The sequence below is a fragment of the Pseudomonas sp. 8209 genome, assembly GCF_028682105.1.
Taxonomy (GTDB): Bacteria; Pseudomonadota; Gammaproteobacteria; order Pseudomonadales; family Pseudomonadaceae; genus Aquipseudomonas; species Aquipseudomonas palmensis.
Genome location: NZ_JANIAH010000001.1, coordinates 568,073 through 586,150, shown reverse-complemented (window position 1 = coordinate 586,150; position 18,078 = coordinate 568,073). Strand labels below are relative to the sequence as shown.

General features: G+C 58.8%; 13 protein-coding genes and 2 pseudogenes. 10 read left to right on the top strand and 5 right to left on the bottom strand.

From position 1 onward, the window contains the following. Window positions 1-5 precede the first annotated feature (5 nt). From NP552_RS02585 to NP552_RS02565, 5 genes are all read right to left on the bottom strand, one after another. Window positions 6-167, bottom strand: a complete 162-nt coding sequence (locus tag NP552_RS02585; RefSeq protein ID WP_116054368.1) for a DUF2986 domain-containing protein — start codon at window positions 165-167, stop codon at window positions 6-8. A gap of 1,469 nt (window positions 168-1,636) precedes the next feature. Further along, complete coding sequence (locus tag NP552_RS02580; RefSeq protein WP_274096375.1) at window positions 1,637-4,102, bottom strand: TonB-dependent siderophore receptor; 2,466 nt, start codon at window positions 4,100-4,102, stop codon at window positions 1,637-1,639. A 97-nt stretch (window positions 4,103-4,199) separates the two neighbouring features. Next, window positions 4,200-5,180 carry a FecR domain-containing protein gene (locus NP552_RS02575; protein ID WP_058540715.1) on the bottom strand — a complete coding sequence of 327 codons (981 nt, stop codon included), beginning with the start codon at window positions 5,178-5,180 and terminating at the stop codon, window positions 4,200-4,202. Next, window positions 5,177-5,707: a sigma-70 family RNA polymerase sigma factor gene (locus NP552_RS02570; RefSeq protein ID WP_054915459.1), complete on the bottom strand. Its 531-nt coding sequence runs from the start codon at window positions 5,705-5,707 to the stop codon at window positions 5,177-5,179. The genes NP552_RS02575 and NP552_RS02570 overlap by 4 nt, the downstream gene beginning before the upstream one ends. A 149-nt stretch (window positions 5,708-5,856) precedes the next feature. Beyond that, window positions 5,857-6,165: a DUF6124 family protein gene (locus tag NP552_RS02565; RefSeq protein ID WP_054915325.1), complete on the bottom strand. Its 309-nt coding sequence runs from the start codon at window positions 6,163-6,165 to the stop codon at window positions 5,857-5,859. Window positions 6,166-6,490: 325 nt separating this feature from the next. Here NP552_RS02565 and NP552_RS02560 point away from each other — a divergent pair, with 325 nt between their 5' ends. The 10 genes and pseudogenes from NP552_RS02560 (at window position 6,491) to NP552_RS02515 (ending at window position 17,224) form a co-directional block, all read left to right on the top strand. Beyond that, on the top strand, window positions 6,491-7,066 hold the full coding sequence (locus NP552_RS02560) for a hypothetical protein (RefSeq protein WP_213605701.1): 576 nt from the start codon (window positions 6,491-6,493) through the stop codon (window positions 7,064-7,066). 294 nt (window positions 7,067-7,360) lie between these two features. Further along, a complete protein-coding gene (locus NP552_RS02555) occupies window positions 7,361-7,957 on the top strand; it encodes a hypothetical protein (protein ID WP_148071514.1) in 597 nt (198 codons plus the stop codon). A gap of 435 nt (window positions 7,958-8,392) precedes the next feature. After that, on the top strand, window positions 8,393-13,015 hold the full coding sequence (locus tag NP552_RS02550) for an RHS repeat-associated core domain-containing protein (protein ID WP_274096374.1): 4,623 nt from the start codon (window positions 8,393-8,395) through the stop codon (window positions 13,013-13,015). Next, entirely contained in the window at window positions 13,012-13,455 is a 444-nt protein-coding gene (locus tag NP552_RS02545) for a hypothetical protein (RefSeq protein ID WP_274096373.1), read from the top strand. Before NP552_RS02550 ends, NP552_RS02545 begins: the two co-directional genes overlap by 4 nt. A 54-nt stretch (window positions 13,456-13,509) precedes the next feature. Continuing rightward, window positions 13,510-14,114, top strand: a pseudogene (locus tag NP552_RS02540) (RHS repeat-associated core domain-containing protein); the annotation flags it as partial. A gap of 142 nt (window positions 14,115-14,256) precedes the next feature. Further along, on the top strand, window positions 14,257-14,454 hold the full coding sequence (locus tag NP552_RS25985) for an HNH/endonuclease VII fold putative polymorphic toxin (protein ID WP_177333038.1): 198 nt from the start codon (window positions 14,257-14,259) through the stop codon (window positions 14,452-14,454). Further along, entirely contained in the window at window positions 14,417-14,848 is a 432-nt protein-coding gene (locus tag NP552_RS02535) for an immunity 50 family protein (protein ID WP_274096372.1), read from the top strand. The genes NP552_RS25985 and NP552_RS02535 overlap by 38 nt, the downstream gene beginning before the upstream one ends. A 184-nt stretch (window positions 14,849-15,032) precedes the next feature. Beyond that, on the top strand, window positions 15,033-15,650 hold the full coding sequence (locus tag NP552_RS02530; RefSeq protein ID WP_274096371.1) for a hypothetical protein: 618 nt from the start codon (window positions 15,033-15,035) through the stop codon (window positions 15,648-15,650). Window positions 15,651-15,746: 96 nt separating this feature from the next. Next, window positions 15,747-16,917, top strand: a pseudogene (locus NP552_RS02525) (RHS repeat domain-containing protein); the annotation flags it as partial. A 4-nt stretch (window positions 16,918-16,921) separates the two neighbouring features. Continuing rightward, a complete protein-coding gene (locus tag NP552_RS02515) occupies window positions 16,922-17,224 on the top strand; it encodes a hypothetical protein (protein WP_157811417.1) in 303 nt (100 codons plus the stop codon). Window positions 17,225-18,078 lie beyond the last annotated feature (854 nt).

Genomic DNA, 18,078 nt, shown 5'->3' with positions numbered 1-18,078 from the left:
GTGGCTCAGCTTTCGGCGGCGGGGGTCGGGGTTTCGGCGGCTTCTGCAGCCAGCTTCAGTCGGTCGGCCTTGCAGATGTATTTGGGTTTGCTTTTGGGGGCCAGCTTGGCGCTGGCCTTCTTGGCGTTGGCCTTGAGTATCTGCTTGATCTTCTTTTGGCGGTTCATGGTTCTGCTGGGCCTGTAGATGCTTGAAAGCGGTGCGGTGGCGGGGAGGTTGCAGGTGTTCTGCAGAGCCTTGCCGGTATTGCCGGTGGGGCGAGTTTACTAAAGGTTGCGCTGCAAGCGTGAGCGTTGTGCGTGGGGAGGCTTTGAGGGCGCGTGCACAGGTTTTGCTGGTGCTGCGCACCAGATCGCGGGTCAAGGCCCGCTCCTACGGCCTGGCGGCCAGAGGCGGAGTCTGCCCGAGGTCTACATGCACGGTGTATCACGCGAACTGCATGTGCAGGTTTTGCTGGTGCTGCGCACCAGATCGCGGGTCAAGGCCCGCTCCTACGGCCTGGCGGTCAGAGGCGGAGTCTGCCCGAGGCCTACATGCACGGTGTATCACGCGAACTGCATGTGCAAATTTTGCTGGCGCTGCGCGCCAGATCGCGGGTCAAGCCCGCTCCCACGGCCTGGCGGCCAGAAGCGGAGTCTGCCCGCAGGCCGTAGGAGCCGGCGTTGCCGGCGAACGAGCACAACGCGGTCGCAACGCCTGAGGGCGCGGTGTATCAGGCAGACCGCATGTGCAGGTTTTGCTGGCGCTACGCACCAGATCGCGGGGCAAGGCCCGCTCCCACGGCCTGGCGGCCCGAAACAGATCATCGAGCCATGCATAATCCGCTTCTGCCCGCAGGGCGTGGGAGCGGGCCTTGACCCGCGAATCGAGCGCAACGCCTGAGTGCGCGGTGTATCAGGCGAACTGCATGTGCAGGTTTTGCTGGCGCTACGCACCAGATCGCGGGTCAAGGCCCGCTCCTACGGCCTGGCGGCCAGAGGCGGAGTCTGCCCGAAGGGCGTAGGAGCCGGCGTTGCCGGCGAACGAGCGCGAAGCGGTCGCAAGGCCTGAGTACGCGGTGTATCAGGCAAACTGCATGTGCAGGTTTTGCTGGCACTGCGCGCCAGATCGCGGGTCAAGTCTGCTCCTACGGCCTGGCGGCCAGAGGCGGAGTCTGCCCGAAGGGCGTAGGAGCCGGCGTTGCCGGCGAACGAGCGCGAAGCGGTCGCAACGCCTGAGTGCGCGGTGTATCAGGCAAACCGCACGTGCAGGTTTTACTGGCGCTGCGCACCAGATCGCGGGGCAAGGCCCGCTCCTACGCCCTGGCGACCAGAGGCAGAATCTGCCCGCAGGGTGTAGGAGCCGGCGTTGCCGGCGAACGAGCGCAAAGCGGTCGCAAGGCCTGAGTACGCGGTGTGTCAGGCGAACCGCATGTGCAGGTTTTGCTGGTGCTACGCACCAGATCGCGGGGCAAGGCCCGCTCCTACGGCCTGGCGGCCCGAAACAGATCATCGAGCCATGCATAATCCGCTTCTGCCCGCAGGGCGTGGGAGCGGGCTTGACCCGCGAATCGAGCGCGAAGCGGTCGCAACGCCTGAATGCACGGTGCATCAGTCAATCTGCATACGCCGGCAATCACGCTGACCCCGGCGCATCATCAGAAGCTGTACTTCGCCGTAACCATCAAGTTGCGCGGGTCGCCAAACACGTCATATGGGCTCCATGTGGAGTTGCTGGCGATGCCCTGGTAGTACTTCTTGTCGAACACGTTGTTGATGTTCAACTGCGTGTCCAGATGCTTGTTGACCTGGTAACCCGCCATCAACCCGACCAGCGCATACGCCTCCTGCTCGACATGGTAGTTGCCGAACACATTGCTGCCCTTGTTGAAGGTCGCGCTCTGGCTATAGAGGTTGGCCCCCACACGCCACTGCTTCAGATCACCCTGCAACTGGTACGTGGTACTGGCCTTGAACATATGACGCGGCAGGTCGGTGTCGAACAGCCGGCCTTCCTTGGCCTTGTCGGCATCCTTCTCGTACTTGGCCTGGGCGAACGTATAGCCGGCGCCCACTTGCCAGTTGGGCGTCAGCGCACCATTGATCTCGAACTCGATGCCCTGGCTGCGCACCTTGCCGGCCGCTTCATAGCACCCGTAGCTACCCACCGGGATGACCTTGCACAGGCTTGCATCCGCCACCTCGGCCGCGCGGTTGAGCTGGTCGATCTGGAACAGCGAAGCACTGGCATTCAGCGCGCCGCCAAAATACTCACCCTTGATACCCACTTCGTAGTTTTCGCCGGTAATAGGCTCGATGCCTTTGCCTTGGCCGTCCTTCTCGGTCTGCGGCTGAAAGATATCGGTGTAGCTGGCATACACCGAATGGTTGTCGTCCAGGTCATAGATAACCCCGGCATAACGGGTGACGTTGCGCACCACCTTGGTCTTGCCCGAGGTGTAGTACTGGTCGTTGATCTGGTCATAGATGGCCGTGGCGTCGTACCAGTCCAGGCGCGCACCGAGTATCACCTTCAGCGGGTCGGCCAGGTTCCAGCGCGTGGTGAGGTAGAGGCCTTCCTGATCGACTTTGTCGTCGATGGAGTAGATGTCCGGCACGTTCGGTCTGGCCAGCCCGCCCGGGTTGAAGCGGTTGATGTCCGGCACATCGACGAACACCGTGCCGCCGGTGGCTTCGGTCTTGAGCTGGCGCTTGCTGGCGCCGACCACCAGTTCATGCTCGCGCCCCAGCAGTGTGAACGGGCCTGTGGCGTAGACATCGTAGGTGAACTGATCGAAGTCGCGGTTCTGGTTGAAGATGCGCTGGCGGTAGGTGGCGTCGTTGTTGCGCTCCAGCACGCCGCCCATCATCTTGAATTCGGACCAGTTTTTCGACGCGCCCAGGTGAAGGCGCCAGTCGTTGTCGTAGCGCTGGTCGAGCTCGACGAACACCGTCTTGTTCTCGACGTCCTGGTGCGACCAGCTGTAGCCGAAGGTCTTGGAGCGAGAAAAGCCCATGTGGCTGCCATCGGGGTTCACCGGCAGGCCGCCCCAGTTGAGGTTGTTATTGTCGTTCTGGTCGGACGCGCCCACGGTCAGGGTGGTGCTGTCGGTGAGGTCGAACTCGCTGATGCCGTAGAACACCCCGCGCTCGCGCCCGGCGTAATCCTGATAGCTGCCCTTGTCGTTGTACGCGCCGACGATGCGGCCACGCACGCTGGCGCTGTCGTTCAGCGGGCCGGACACATCCAGCTCGCTGCGGTAGTTGTCCCAGCTGCCGGCGCTGCCGGTCACGCTGGCCTGGAACGCCTGGGTAGGGCGCTTGCGCACCATGTTGATGGCGGCCGACGGGTTGCCGGCCCCTTGCATCATGCCGGTGGCGCCGCGCACCACTTCGACGCGGTCATAGGGGGCCAGGTCGGCGGTGGCCACCCAGTCTGCGTTGTAGGTGGTGGGTAGGCCGTCGAACATCAGGTTGGTGATGGGGAAGCCGCGGGCGAAGAACTCGCTGTTGGCCGGGCGCGCGGCCGACAGGCGCAGCCCGGGCGTGGCCTGCACCACGTCGTCGAGGCTGCGCATGCCCTGGTCGTCCATGCGCTGGCGGGTAATCACCGTGACCGACTGCGGTGTTTCGCGCAGCGACAGCGGCAGCTTGGTGGCGGTCTGCATGGCGCCGGTGGTGTACGAACCGCTGTGCTCCGTGGTCGAGCCCAGGCCCAGGCCGCTGATGGTGGTGGCGCCCAGTTCCAGGGCATCTGCGCTTTGGCTACGGGCAATCAGCAGGTAATTGCCGCTGGCGGTGCGGGTAACCGTGAGGCCGCTGCCGGCCAGCAGGCGTTCGAGGCCATCCTGCACGGCATAGTCCCCACGCAGTGCCGGGGCGCGCTTGCCCTGCACCAGCGCCGGGTCGAACGGCAGGCTGATGCCGGCCACCTGGGCAAAGCTGTTGAGCGACTCTTCCAGCGGGCCTGCCGCCAGCTCGTAGTGGCGGCTGCTTGCCTCGGCGGCCTGCGCGGCCGCACTGGCCAGCGACACGCTGGTGGCACCGGCCAGCAACATACTGCGCAGGGTCAGTGCCAGCACGCTGCGCTGCAAAGGCCGGGTGGGGATAAAAGCAGAAGACATGGACGGCGTGCTCCTTTCGAATGACGAGGTGTATTGCCTGTCTGTCGAAGAGGGTGGCAAAACCCGTAAAAGTTTTTGAGATTTCTTCTCATCAGCCTTACCGGGCGACGATACGGGTCCATAACGGGGTAAAGCGTTCCACCCGCACCGGCAGCGAATCGCTCAGGGCGCTGAGGGCCTGGTCGATGTCATCGAGCTGGAACACGCCCGACACCTCCAGGTGCGCGATGGCCGGGTCGCAGCGCAGCCAGCCGTGGCGATAGCGCGCCAGTTCTGCGGTCAGCTCGCGCAGTTGCATGCGCTTGGCCACCAGTTGCCCGCGCGCCCAGGCGCTGGCATTGAGGGGGCTGGTTTCGACCCGCTGGCTGCCGTTTGCATCGATCAGGTATTGCTCCCCGGCGGCAACCATCACCGGCTGGCCCTTGCCCTGAATCGCCACCACCCCATCCTCGACCCGCAACCGCGTGCCGCTGGCTTCATCACGCACCGCAAAGGCCGTACCGATGGCCTGCAACTGTGCATGCCGCGTGCTGACCCAGAAGCTGCGACGCCCGCCCGCCGTGGCGGCGTCCTTGCCGGTGTCGATAAAGATTTCGCCGCGCCGCAGCACGATCAACCGGCGCTGGGCGGTGAACTGCACGTCCACTGCACTGGCTGTGTTCAGTTGCAGGCGGGTGCCGTCATCCAGCACGAACTGACGGCGCTCGCCCACCTCGGTGGCGTAGTCCGCGCCCCAGGGCACCAGCGTGCTGTCACGCATCGACCAGCCGGTAACGCCGCTGGCCAGCAGCCCCACGCCCAGCAGCTTGAGCGCCTGGCGTCGGCTGTGACGACCGCCTTGCAGGCGTTGCAGCGTGTCCCGCGCCACCGAGCCGGGCAATGCGGCCAGGCCCTGGAAGGTGGCATCGCTTTTCTGCAGCGCTTGCCAGGCCACCTCATGCAGCGCGTGCGCCTGACGCCAGCGTTGGCAGGCCTCCAGCAGTTGCGGGTTGGCGCCGTCGGACTCGATGCGCACCAGCCAGCCGATGGCCTGGTCCAGCACGTTGTCGGGGAGTTCGGGCAATGGCGGGCGGCTCATCGCTGGGCCAGGTAGCAATGGCGAATGGCGCTGGCCATGTACTTCTCCACCGAACTCAGGCTTACCGCCAGGCGCTCGGCGATCTCCTTGTAGCTCAGGCCCTCCAGGCGCGACAGCAGAAAGGCCATGCGCACCTTGGGCGGCAGGCCGTTGAGCAAGGCGTCCACACGGGCCAGGGTTTCCAGCAGTATCAGCTGCGACTCGGGCGACGGCACCTCGGCTTCGGGCAGGTGTGCGATGGCCTCCAGATACGCCCGCTCGACCCGCTGGCGGCGCACGCGATCCACCAGCAGCCCGTGGGCCACGGTGCTCAACCAGGCACGCGGCTGACGCAACTGCTGCAGCTGCTCCGGCTTGCCGAGGATGTGCACGAAGATGTCGTGGGCCAGGTCCGCCGCGTGGTCGCCGTGGCGCATGCGCTTGCGCAACCAGCCCAGCAACCAGGCGTGATGGTTGATGTACAGCGCACGAACATCGGCATGAGGGGTGCGGGAAGTGGATGGCGACGACACGGAAAACCTCAGCATGATAGCCAGGTGCATTTGAGAATTTGTCGCATCCTAGTGCCAGAGGGCCGTGGACAGCAAGGGGAGAGTGCGTGATGTGGGGGGCAGGTGGGGTTTTGGTGGGCGGAGCGAGCTCGGTAGGCCGCGTGTGCGGCCCGTGTGTTGCGTCGTTACTCGGGTGCCGCGTTTGCTTCCATGCCGTCCAGCACGGTGTCGATCAGTACGGTGCTCATTTCCAGCGATTGCTGTGCGGCGATCAGCAGCGTCTTGAACTGCTCGTCGGCGCGTTCGCAGGCTTGGGCGGTGGTGTCCTTGGCGCATTGGATCTGGAGCGACAGGTGAACCAGGGCGTCTTCCAGCTCGATGCCTTCGCAGACGGAAAACAGGGGCGGGTGATTACCGTTGCAACAGCCGAAGGCGGTGTAGATGCGTTTGCGGGGTTGAGTAGTAAGCGGGGGATTGGAGACGGTTTTGACCATTGTGCAGCTCCCTTTTTGAGTGGAACCGCCATCTGATGTTCAGGTGGCGCAGTTGCGCCTTTTGCATTAGCGGGCCGCGACGCCCGGTCGCTGGATTGACAGCGACGTCGCAAGATTAGCGGGGTTGGGGTGGGGATTCAAGGCGTTCTACAGCGGTATGCGCACCCCCCATGAAGCGGGAGCCGGATGCTTGTGCATTATTGCTCAGGCAGCAAGGCTGGATCCGCTCGATGCAACTGGCAAAGTTGACAGTTGTGACAAGCAAAATGACGTAGCAAGCTATCCAGGAGCACATAGCCGAGTGCCTTTCCTGGGAGCATCGATCATGAGTGCAACATCCTTCAGCGTACAACTCCAAAACGAAATGGAAGGTAAGATCAATTATTTCCACTACCAAAAGTTCGGCGACCCCGCCTCGGGTACAAAATCCGCATTAACATCGCCCCAAACTACTTATGACTTCAATCTCTACCCCGGCGGAAAGTTTATAGCGACGACCGCCGAGTCCTACCAAACGCAGCTTGAAGATCCAAAACTTCTTCGATTCAAATTTACAAATAATTCAGGTTTTCCTGTCGGGTTGCTCCGCGTATACGGTGAGCCCCCTTATCCCGACTGGGTAATAGCCGCGCTGGAGGACATTCCGGGGGACGAAAGTGACAAAGACGTTCAATCTCAGCGCGAGTCAATAATCGATAGATACAACCAAATGGTTGGGGAGGTGAATACAGGACCGAAGCAGTTTCCAGGGGGGGTACTACGGCGCTGGATCGACTACGAACCTCGCCGTGGCGACCCCTCTAAATGGTACGCATGGCTGCTACGTCCAGGAAGGTCAACTAGTGTGGCGGTAATCGATGGAAGCGTATGGGCGGTGAGCGTAGCAAAAAGCGAAGACTGACCTTTTCCCCTGGCAGCGCAACGGGGAGCTTGGGTGCTGTACAGAACTCAAATGACCCTAGTTCAGCTCTCGCGTCGTCAGCATTTTTAAGTAGTGCATGCGTCGAACAGAGGAGGGTGATTGCCGTTGCAACACCCTCCCTTTTTGAGTGGAGCTGCCATCTGATGTTCGGGTGGCGCAGTAGCAGTGCGCGAGGCCCGTTCGCTGGATTGCCTGCGAGCTCGCAAGGTTCACGGGGGTGGGCTTCAGCACGCTCTACACCCCCATGCGCAACGCCCCTGAAGCGGGGGCCGGATGCTTTGCATTATTGCTAAGGCAGCAAGGCTGGATCGGCTCGATGCAACTGGCAAAGTTGACAGTTGTGACAAGCAAAATGACGTAGCAAGCTATCCAGGAACACAAAGCCGCGTGGCTATCCTGGGAGCATCGATCATGAGTGCAAAAATCTCCAGCGCAACATCCTACAGCGTACAACTCCAAAACGAAATGGAGGGTAAGATCAATTATTTTCACTACCAAAAATTCAACGACCCCACCACGGGTACAAAATCCCCATTGAATTCGCCCCAAACCATTTATGACTTCGTTCTCTACCCCGGCGGAAGGTTTATAGCGACGACCGCCGATTCCTTAACTGCGCCACCTGAAGATCCAAAAAATCTTCTATTCAAATTGACAAATAATTCAGATTTTGACTTCTGTCTGATTGAGCTGAATTCTACCGACGCTTCCATTAAGAAATGGCTCAACTCAGACAATCCTACGGAGCAACCCGCCTACAAGACAAAGTATAGACAGAGGCCAGTGTTGTCCAAACAGTCTGTGACGTTGGACTTCCCCAATGGAGGCCACTGGTATGTGGGCGAGATGCCAGATCGGAAACGCACATAGCCGCGCAATGGGGAGCTTGGCTTTGTAGAAAACTGAAGTGACGATAAATGCAGCGCTCGAGCTGTCAGCACCTGCCACATAAGTTCCAAACATTGGAGGTAGGCAACGCAAGTCAATGGGAAGTAGGTGACGTGCTGGATGGGGCGCTCTAGGCACTGTACGAAAAGTACTGTCTTAACTGTCGCCAGCACGTTCACCCGGGCCCCCGGCGTCAACCTGGGCTACATCGGCGGTCGCGCCAAGCAGGTAGTGTTCGTGCGCGGCTTCGACCGCCTGCCGGTGCCAGTGTATATCCGCGGCATCTACATCTTTATGTGACACATCCCACACAACTCCAGGAAGTTTCTCCATATCTGAGCATTCCTTGCCCTCGTACCCTTTTGCCTTCATGGACCACCCAGGGCGCTTCGCCCCTGCCTAGGAAGGCTATTCCCGATGTCTGCTTCCCCCACAGCGTCCACGCCCAGCGAGCGTGAGATCCAGATTGCGATTGCCCCACTCGAAACCCTGCTCAGTGAAGACCTCGGCGCTGCCGCCGCCTCTGTCGACCACTGGCTGCGCGAGATCACCTACGGCCTCGTGAACCTGCAACTGCTGCGCCAGGCCGGCGAAAATGTGCCGGTGGTCTGTAATGCCCTGGCCGGTGTGGATGTACTGATCGACATTCTCACGCTGCTGGAAAGCCCGTCCCCCGACCCGCTCGACTGGGTCAGCCTGGGCATCAACCTGATCGGCGTAGTGCCGTTTCCCCCAGGCCTGACCAAGGCGCGCATGGTGCTGCGCCCGGTGCTGCAATTGACCCGCCAGACCCTGCGCCGTCGCCCGGGGGCGAACATCGGCGCGGTGATCCTGGAGATCATCGACGGCCACCTGCATGCCAACATCCGCGGCGCCCTGGAACACTACGTACGCGAGGCGCTGGCCCAGTTGCCGGCCATGCTCGGCGAGGCCGCCGACACCGCGCGCCTGTTGTTCACCACGCTGGCCAGGGCCATAGAAGCCGCTGCCCGGGGCCAGCTCGACGCCGCAGCCAGCCACCAGTTGTCACGCACCCAGATGACCCAGGCGGCGCTGTACGACTCGCTGCTGAGCACTGACGCCTGGCGCCTGGCGCTGTCGGCCTTGGCCAATGCCTCCGAGGGCAACCTCAAGGCGGCCTACAACCATGTCGCCAGCCACTTCGGCGAGGCGCTGGAAAGCCTGCTGCGCCCGCTGGTACACACGCTCGACGGGTTGGCCGCGTCGGTGCCGGATCGCCTCGAAGCCCTGGGCGCCCCTGACATGCAAAACAGCATTGCCTGGTTGCTGAGCCGCCTGCTGGAAACCGTGCTGGCACACCCCGCCAGGCGCGGCGTTGCCACCAGCATTCGCCCCGGGGTCACCCAGCAGGCGCGGCACATCCACAGTGAAGGCCCGACCGAGGTGGTCAGCCGCCAGGTCAGGGCCAAAAAGGCCCCCAATACCGACAAGAATGGTATCTGTCCCTGTACCGGCCACAGCATCGGCCATGTGCTCGGCGACGAGACCGTCGTTCATCAGGACTTCGCGTTGTCCGGCCCGTTCCCGGTGGATTGGGCCCGGGTCTACAACTCGCGGCTCGACGCGCTGGATAGCGGCACCATAGGCGCACGCTGGATCACCGAGTTCACCACCTGCATCGATGTGGTCGACAAGGGGCTGGTGCTGCATGACAGCGATGGACGCAGCCACGACTTCCCGTGGCTCGAGGTCGACACCTGGCACCACGACCCCATCGAATACCTGACCCTCAAGCGCACCCGTGCACAGCAGCTGACCCTGGTGCGGGGCCAGGATCGGTTCGAAACCTATGCCCAGGTCGGCGAGCGCTTTTACCTGACCCACATTCGCCTGCGCAGCGGTGCCGGTGCCATGCTGCATTACGAGCATCGCCACAACGGCCAGCCGGTGCTGTCCGATATCAACACCTACCAGGACGACGACCCGAGCAAGGTGCACCTGCAACTGGGCACCCTGCTGAATGAGCAGGGGCATATCCAGGGCGTGTGGCAGGTGGTCGATGGCAAGCCGCTGCGCCAACTGTGCGCCTATCACTACGACGGCGCGGGTGACCTGGTAGCGGCTCAGGATGAAAACGGTGCCGCTTGGCACTATGAGTACCAGCATCATCTGATCACCCGTTACACCGACCGCACCGACCGTGGCCTCAACCTCGAGTGGGATGGCACAGGCCCGCACGCCAAGGCGATTCATGAATGGGCGGATGACGGCAGCTTCGAGACCCGTCTGGCGTGGGACCCGAACATCCGCCTGACCTACGTCACCGACGCCCACGGCCAGGAAACCTGGTACTACTACGACACCCTTGGCTATACCTACCGCGTCGTACATCCCGATGGCCGCGAGCAATGGCTGTTCCGTGATGCACGCAAGAACATCATCCGCCACGTGCACCCCGACGGTAGCCAGGACCGCTACAGCTTTGATGAGCGTAGCAACCTGCTGCAGCACATCCGTCCCGACCACAGCACGCTGCATTACGCCTACGACGACCATGACCAGCTGATTAAGATCCGCGATGCCGAGGGTGGCCTTTGGCTGCGCGACTACGACGAGCGCGGTAACCTGGTAGAGACGGTCGACCCGCTGGGCAACAAGACCGAATTTGCCTACACCCCAAGCGGCCTGGTAAGTGCGATCAAGGACGCCAACGGCAACCAGAAGGCGCTGGCCTACAACGACGCCGGGCAGTTGCTCGAATACACCGACTGCTCCGGCAAAGCCAGCCAGTGGGCCTACAACGACTTCGGCCAGCTGGTGCAGTTCGCCGACGCAGCGGGCAACAAGACCGCCTATGAGTACAAGGCCGGGCAACTGTCCAGGGTCACCCACCCCGACAACACCGAAGAGCGCTTCGAGCGTGATGCCGAAGGCCGTCTGCTGGCGTACCTCGACGCGCTCGACCGCTGCACCACCTGGACCTATTCCGGCGCCGGGCTTCTGGCCGAGCGCGTCGACGCCAACGAGCACACCCTGCGCTACCGCTGGGACAAACTGGGCCGGCTGATCGGCCTGGAAAACGAAAACACCAGCCAGGCGAGCTTCGTGTACGACCCGGTCGGTCGCCTGTTGCAGGAGACCGGCTTCGATGGCCTGACCACCCGTTATCAATACCACCCGTACAGCGGTCGCCTGGCCTCGACCCAGGTCGGCCAGCGCCGCATCGACCTGCGTTTCGACCCCATGGGGCGGCTGGCCGAGCGTACCGCCAGGCTGGGCGATCAGTCCCAGACCGAGCGCTTTGCCTATGACGGCAACGGCAGGCTGATCCAGGCGATCAACGCGGCAAGCCAGTTGCAGTGGTTCCATGACGAGGCGGGCAATCTGACCCGCGAGCATCAGCATTACCTGGGGTTGCAGCAGCCGGTGGTGGCGGTGTGGACGCACGAGTACGACGTGCTCAACCAGCGCATCGCGACCGTACGCCCCGATGGCCACACGGTCAGTTGGCTGACCTACGGCAGCGGCCACCTGCTGGGCATGAAGCTCGACCAGCACGACATGCTCAGCTACGAGCGCGATGACCTGCACCGTGAAGTGGCGCGCCGTCAGGGCAACAAGCTGATGCAGACCCAGGCCTGGGACCCGGCCGGACGGCTGCAGGAGCAACTGCTAGGCAGCCACGACGGCAAGTCCACGTTGCTCAAGCGTCAGTACCAGTACGATGGCGCCGGGCAACTCACCGACATTCAAGACAGCCGACGTGGTCAGTTGGCCTACCAATACGACCCTGTCGGTCGCCTGTTGCAGGCCACCAGTCGCCTGGGGGTGGAGACATTCGCCTTCGACCCGGCGGGTAACCTGCTGGACGAGAAGACGCAGCAGCTCAACCGCCCGCTGGACCAGGCCCCGAAACGCAACAGGTTGATGGACAACCTGCTGCGCGAGTACGCCGGCATCCATTATACCTACGACGCGCGCGGCAACCTGGCCGAACGGCTGCACAACGGCGTGCGTGCGCAGTTCAACTGGGACCTGTTCGATCGGCTGCAGAGCTACAGCGACGACAAGCTCAAGGTCGAGTACAGCTATGACGCACTCGGCCGGCGACTGCACAAACACTCGGTTGCGCATTATTCGAACAAGCCGCAGGCCGGCACGGGCTGGAATCAGCTTGAACGGGCCAAGCGCCAGCGTGAGCTGGACTGTGGCTTCACGCTGTTTGGCTGGGACGGCGACACACTGGCGTGGGAAAGCGCCCCGCCGCGTGATGAAGGCGATACGGGCCGCACGGTGCATTACCTGTATGAGCCGGGCAGCTTTGTGCCGGTGGCCCAGGCCCTGCGCAGGGGGCCGGTGCGGCTGCACAAGCAGCCGGACTGGAGCGGCCGCCACTACGACTTCGACCAGGACCCGTTGTGGCAAACGCACATGCAGCCGCAGGGGTTTGATGCGCTTGCGTGGTACCAGTGCGATCACCTGGGCACGCCAATGGAGCTGACCGACCACAATGGCGAGATGGCGTGGGCGGGGCAGTACAAGGCGTGGGGGGAGGTGCGTGAGGAGCGGTCGGGCTGGGCAAGGCAGGTAGGGCTGAGTAACCCGCTACGGTTTCAGGGCCAGTATCACGACCGGGAGACTGGGCTGCATTACAACCGGTACCGGTACTATGATCCGGGGGTTGGGCGGTTTGTTAGCAACGACCCGATTAGTTATGCGGGTGGGCTGAATCTGCACCAGTACGCGCCAAACCCTGTGGGTTGGGTAGACCCATTGGGGTTGGAAGGTTGTGAAAAGGCATGTAAGTCTCGAAACAAACCGCCGCGGCCAATGGAAGCAGCAGAAGGAAGGCCACACTCGATTATTGAGCGTCCGGGTGTTGATGGCCAGTACACGACACACTACGGGGACGGTACGTGGAAGCAGTACCGTGGCTCGGGCAAAGATCACGGGAATATTCCTAGGCCGAATATTAAAGAAGCAACAAAAAATACTAGACAAGACGGTCGTGTATTTATAGATAAGGGGCGCGTACGCGATCCTGAACCAGACGAATACCCTAAAGGGAAGACAAAGTGAATAACATTACATCTTTTGATTATGCGTCTTTCGTAAAAGCTAATGAAGATCGTGTTGTAACAGGGGTCGATTACCTGCGGGCAATTTATGTAAGCCACAGTCTGGAATCAGATTTCATTGTTTGGTTTGCACGATTTTTTTGGCCATCTTTCAAGCTTTTTGATGGAAAGGTGTTTGTTGAAGAATTATTTGATTTTGAGATATATCAGGGTCACTTGCGCAGGAGCAAAAGCTTAGAAAAAGCTCAATTTTGGATGAATCTGCTTGAGATAACAGGCGTTTTTGATGAGCTTTCTCAGGAGCAAGCTATGGAGGTTGCGCTGATAGTTTCTGAAAGCTGGAACTCAAAGATATTGAAAGAGTTTGGTGCGGAGTATGCAGTGGCGCGGCGTATATATGATGAGGGCACTGGAGAGGTATTCGTCACTATCGGTTCTTGATACTGCTTGCTGGGTAGAGGTTGATTGACCGAAAAACCTTAGTCTCAGTATATACATTCGGTTGCGCATTATTCGAACAAGCCGCAGGCCGGCACGGGCTGGAACCAGCGACACACTGGCGTGGGAAAGCTCCCCGCCGCGTGATGAAGGCGATACGGGCCGCACGGTGCATTACCTGTATGAGCCGGGCAGCTTTGTGCCGGTGGCCCAGGCCCTGCGCAGGGGGCCGGTGCGCCTGCACAAGCAGCCGGACTGGAGCCAGCGCAGTTACGACTTCGACCAGGACCCGCTGTGGCAAACGCACATGCCGCCGCAGGCGTTTGACGCGCTTGCGTGGTACCAGTGCGATCACCTGGGCACGCCAATGGAGCTGACCGACCACAATGGCGAGATGGCGTGGGCGGGGCAGTACAAGGCGTGGGGGGAGGTAATAGAGGAGCGCTCGGGGTGGGCAAGGCAGATTGGGCTGAGCAATCCGATACGGTTTGAGGGGCAGTATCACGACCGGGAGACTGGGCTGCAATTACAACCGGTATCGGTACTATGATCCGGGGGTTGGGCGATTTCTTAGCCAAGATCCTATTAGCTATGCAGGCGGGATCAATCTCCACCAGTATGCTTTAAATCCAGTTAGCTACGATGATCCACTGGGTCTTGCATGCGCTCATACCAGACGTGCGAGTTTGCGGGAAGTGCGTCGACAGTTAGGCATTCCTAAAAACCAGCATCCAGCCGGCCAAAAATGGTGCCGCTTACCGACTCAAATGGTAAGTGGGTTTTAAGCGAAGATAAAAACCAATTATGACTAGAGAACTAACTTATCGGGTGAATGGAAAGGATTTCGTTATTCAGGATCATTCGGCAGGTCACAATTATGGTGCAGGAGGTGTAGGGGATCAGCCGTCCCATCACAATGTGCGATCTGCAAGTGACACTCGAACAGGAGCTGTAGAGGGCATGGATGACTACTATTATTTTGGCTGTCGGAATAATAAATAAAATGAATTATTCTAAAGTAATGAATCCGCAAGCCTTGACCTCAATGTATGGGGAGGTGCCAGATTTTGCAGGTTCAGAGATTTCTGAGATTAACTTTAAGCGAGATGAGCCAAGGGTCTCAGTTAAGTTTCTTACTCAAAATAAACTTAGAAAAAGTCCAGCCAAGTGGCCGGAGAAGTACGATCAGGTCTGCATTGAGCTGTCATTTATAGGGAGTAGGTGCGTGAGCTTTAGTGAGTGGGGGCATGCAAACGTAGTTTGTGAAATTTCATTTGATGTCGTGGATGATGTCGCAGCTGTAACGATACACTGCGAGAATAATAGTCGACTTAAATTAATTTGTGATTGGGTGCGTGTTGAAAGCGTTCGGTATGGGCTCATTGGTACGCCTTAACGGGTTGCTTCTACCCGATTAGCTGGCTGACCGGCTAAGTGATCAGTAGCAGACCGAGCGCTTTGCCTATGACGGCAATGGCAAGCTGATCCAGGCGATCAACTCGGCAAGCAAGCTGCAGTGGTTCCATGAAGAAGCGGGTAATCTGAACGTTAGTGATTACTTATCCAGGGTGATTGGGAAAATGTTGGATATCTTGGTTCACAGATCGAAATTAAAATATTTCAAGAAAGGAGGCAGTGATCTTATATCTTTTTTGCCAGCGAGTGATGAGGATGAGTTTGCTGTTGTTATGGCTCGTGGTGCAAATGGGTTGTTGGGATTTAACGTTAGTCCAGTGGCGCGAAGTATCCTGAATGCGTTAGTTTTCGAGTGCTATTGCCTTGATGCTCCTGATACCATTTTCCACCCAAGAGAACGGCGTGAGGGTGGAATGCCAGATTATTTTTTCAAAGATAAAGGTGGTGCGTTCAATGGTTTGTTGGTGGAGCATGAGCGCTATGTATTGAGTTTAAAAAAATATAATATCATTTCCCGGCATAAGCATATTGAAGTGCCTCTGCCTTCCATGCTGGCTGAGTTTATGAGGGATGGTGGTCGCCTCGAAAATGAACTATATAAACACTTGCTGTCTTCGTGCGAGTACTTTGGGATTTTACAGCACTCGGAAGAGCACGGGTGGGGGGCGTTTGATTTGATTTCCCATGATATGGATTATTTTCTTAACAGATTAGAACGCTTGGTGGGTGATCATGGGCGTCTAGTGTTTATCGAAAATATGCGGGATATGCCTTGTTGGTAGTGCGGTCAACGCAATATTGACCTGCGTGACTGGCCGAACGTACGACTCACCTGACTGATTAGTCGCAGCCGAGAGCTTGCCTACGATCGCACGGTCATGAAGCTCGACCATCACGAAATACTCAGCTACGAGTGCGATGACCTGCACCGTGAAGTGGTGCGCCATCAGGGCAACAGGCTAATGCAGACCCAGGCCTGGAACCCGGCCGGACGGTTAGCCCGATGCTGCCGGGCAACTGACCGATATCCACGATAGCCACAGTGACGACAAGCTCAAGGTCGAGTACAGCTATGACGCCCTCGGGCGGCGATTGCACAAACACTCGGTTGCGCATTATTCGAACAAGCCGCAGGCCGGCACGGGCTGGAATCAGCTTGAACGGGCCAAGCGCCAGCGTGAGCTGGACTGTGGCTTCACGCTGTTTGGCTGGGACGGCGACACACTGGCGTGGGAAAGCTCCCCGCCGCGTGATGAAGGCGATACGGGCCGCACGGTGCATTACCTGTATGAGCCGGGAAGCTTTGTGCCGGTGGCCCAGGCCCTGCGCAGGGGGCCGGTGCGGCTGCACAAGCAGCCGGACTGGAGCCAGCGCAGTTACGACTTCGACCAGGACCCGTTGTGGCACACGCACATGCAGCCGCAGGCGTTTGATGCGATTGCGTGGTACCAGTGCGATCACCTGGGCACGCCGATGGAACTGACTGACCACCATGGGGCGGTGGCGTGGGCGGGGCAGTACAAGGCGTGGGGGGAGGTGCATGAGGAGCGGTCGGGCTGGGCAAGGCAGGTTGGGCTAAGTAACCCAATACGGTTTCAGGGGCAGTATCACGACCGGGAGACTGGCCTGCACTACAACCGGTATCGGTACTATGATCCGGGGTTTGGGCGATTCCTTAGCCAAGACCCGATTAGTTACTTGGGTGGACTCAATCTCTATCAATATGCGCCAAATCCAGTGGGTTGGATGGATTCGCTGGGACTGGCGAAGAACAAGTATCAAGTTCGGAAGCCTCCAAACGATGCGCACGATTTCGAAGGCTCGAAAGCACCAGGGAAGCCAGGGGAACGGGAGGGGTTTTGCGAGTGCAAACGAGGAGAAACGTGGGTAAGGCTTGATGATGGACGAGGTTCTGGGTGGCTAGACAAAGATGAAAACGTATGGGTTCCTACAGGCCGAGGTTCTAGCGCGCATGGTGGGCCTCATTGGGATCTTCAGATGCCTAATGGCGGTTATGAAAACGTCTATCCAGGCGGTAAAAGGCGCTAACTTAATGATTGTTGAAATTGCTCTTCCGAAATTCTTGTCCAGAAATGATGAAGATCGTTTTTTCTACGGGTTGAAAGATGTTCAGGCCTTCAAGGGGTGCGTAGGGGACGGTCGAAATTTAAATATAAAACTGGATGGTAGAAAAATCACCGTCAACAATGTTCGAGAGTTGATTGCATTGCTTTATCGCTATGGTGTTGATCTTGTGCCTTTGGCGGTGTTATCAAAGGGGAGGCATGGTGGATGGCTAAAAAGTCCAGGCTGCTATTGGTATAGTTCAATGTTCCCTAAGATAGAGAAAATCTGACTAGTGGTTATTGAAATGCATTTAGTGGTTTAGGGTTTTAGAGCAGGTAGGCAGCATATGGCTGCGGTTAGATGTTGCATTATATCTATGCAGCAATAGGGGTGTGTACGTCATCGAAATTAATCGAATCCCTAGGTGATGTATGGAAGGACTTTCTCAACCACTGCGTAGCGCAAACCAATGAGATAAAAATTGCATAATTTCTGTAGGTTTTTTAAGCGCGTAACGGTGCGGTAGTTGTCCTTCAGCAAGTGCTGCTGGTATTTGGAGCGATCACGATCTTGACGAGCATGGAAGTGTGATGAGAGGGAAGCACAAAGAGCCCAATTGGGCGCTCTATCGACCTAAGTATTACTCAAATACCAGGATCGAAAATGATTAGTTCTGCAGAAGAATTTATTGGTCTAGTTGAAAGTTCTGTTGCTATTGGTAACAGTAGGGGTGTGATCGAATAGGCGAATCATGAAGTCTGGCCGGACGTTGCCAATAAATATCCAGGTTATGAAGGATGCATAATTTAGGGCAGTACAATTTCTTTTTGGCTGATTGGTTTTTTGTCCCGCAGCAAGAATTGCAACACGAGACATAGTGTCGCAATGAAGAGAGAGGCAGAGGAAAGTGTGTTTATCAAGCTGTCGGGCGACGATCACCCTATTGTTAGGCAGGCAGTTGCAGCAAGCAGAGAACATTCCGGTTACCCGGTTTAAGGATACGAGTAAAGGTAAAAACTACACATGCCTGTGCGTTAAAGGAACTACGTTGGGGCGCGAAGGAAAATATGATGAATCACTAGTTTTGCCCACCCAGATGGGCATCCTGACATGGTGGGGGAAAGGTTTCCCGATCATCATGAT

Excerpts from the sequence above, each read along its gene's own strand:
- NP552_RS02570 (WP_054915459.1), bottom strand. The coding sequence starts at position 5,707 with ATGCTGAGGTTTTCCGTGTCGTCGCCATCCACTTCCCGCACCCCTCAT.
- NP552_RS25985 (WP_177333038.1), top strand. The coding sequence starts at position 14,257 with ATGACTAGAGAACTAACTTATCGGGTGAATGGAAAGGATTTCGTTATT.
- NP552_RS02565 (WP_054915325.1), bottom strand. The coding sequence starts at position 6,165 with ATGGTCAAAACCGTCTCCAATCCCCCGCTTACTACTCAACCCCGCAAA.
- NP552_RS02550 (WP_274096374.1), top strand. The coding sequence starts at position 8,393 with ATGTCTGCTTCCCCCACAGCGTCCACGCCCAGCGAGCGTGAGATCCAG.
- NP552_RS02530 (WP_274096371.1), top strand. The coding sequence starts at position 15,033 with ATGTTGGATATCTTGGTTCACAGATCGAAATTAAAATATTTCAAGAAA.
- NP552_RS02535 (WP_274096372.1), top strand. The coding sequence starts at position 14,417 with ATGACTACTATTATTTTGGCTGTCGGAATAATAAATAAAATGAATTAT.
- NP552_RS02580 (WP_274096375.1), bottom strand. The coding sequence starts at position 4,102 with ATGTCTTCTGCTTTTATCCCCACCCGGCCTTTGCAGCGCAGCGTGCTG.
- NP552_RS02555 (WP_148071514.1), top strand. The coding sequence starts at position 7,361 with ATGCTTTGCATTATTGCTAAGGCAGCAAGGCTGGATCGGCTCGATGCA.
- NP552_RS02560 (WP_213605701.1), top strand. The coding sequence starts at position 6,491 with ATGAGTGCAACATCCTTCAGCGTACAACTCCAAAACGAAATGGAAGGT.
- NP552_RS02575 (WP_058540715.1), bottom strand. The coding sequence starts at position 5,180 with ATGAGCCGCCCGCCATTGCCCGAACTCCCCGACAACGTGCTGGACCAG.
- NP552_RS02515 (WP_157811417.1), top strand. The coding sequence starts at position 16,922 with ATGATTGTTGAAATTGCTCTTCCGAAATTCTTGTCCAGAAATGATGAA.
- NP552_RS02585 (WP_116054368.1), bottom strand. The coding sequence starts at position 167 with ATGAACCGCCAAAAGAAGATCAAGCAGATACTCAAGGCCAACGCCAAG.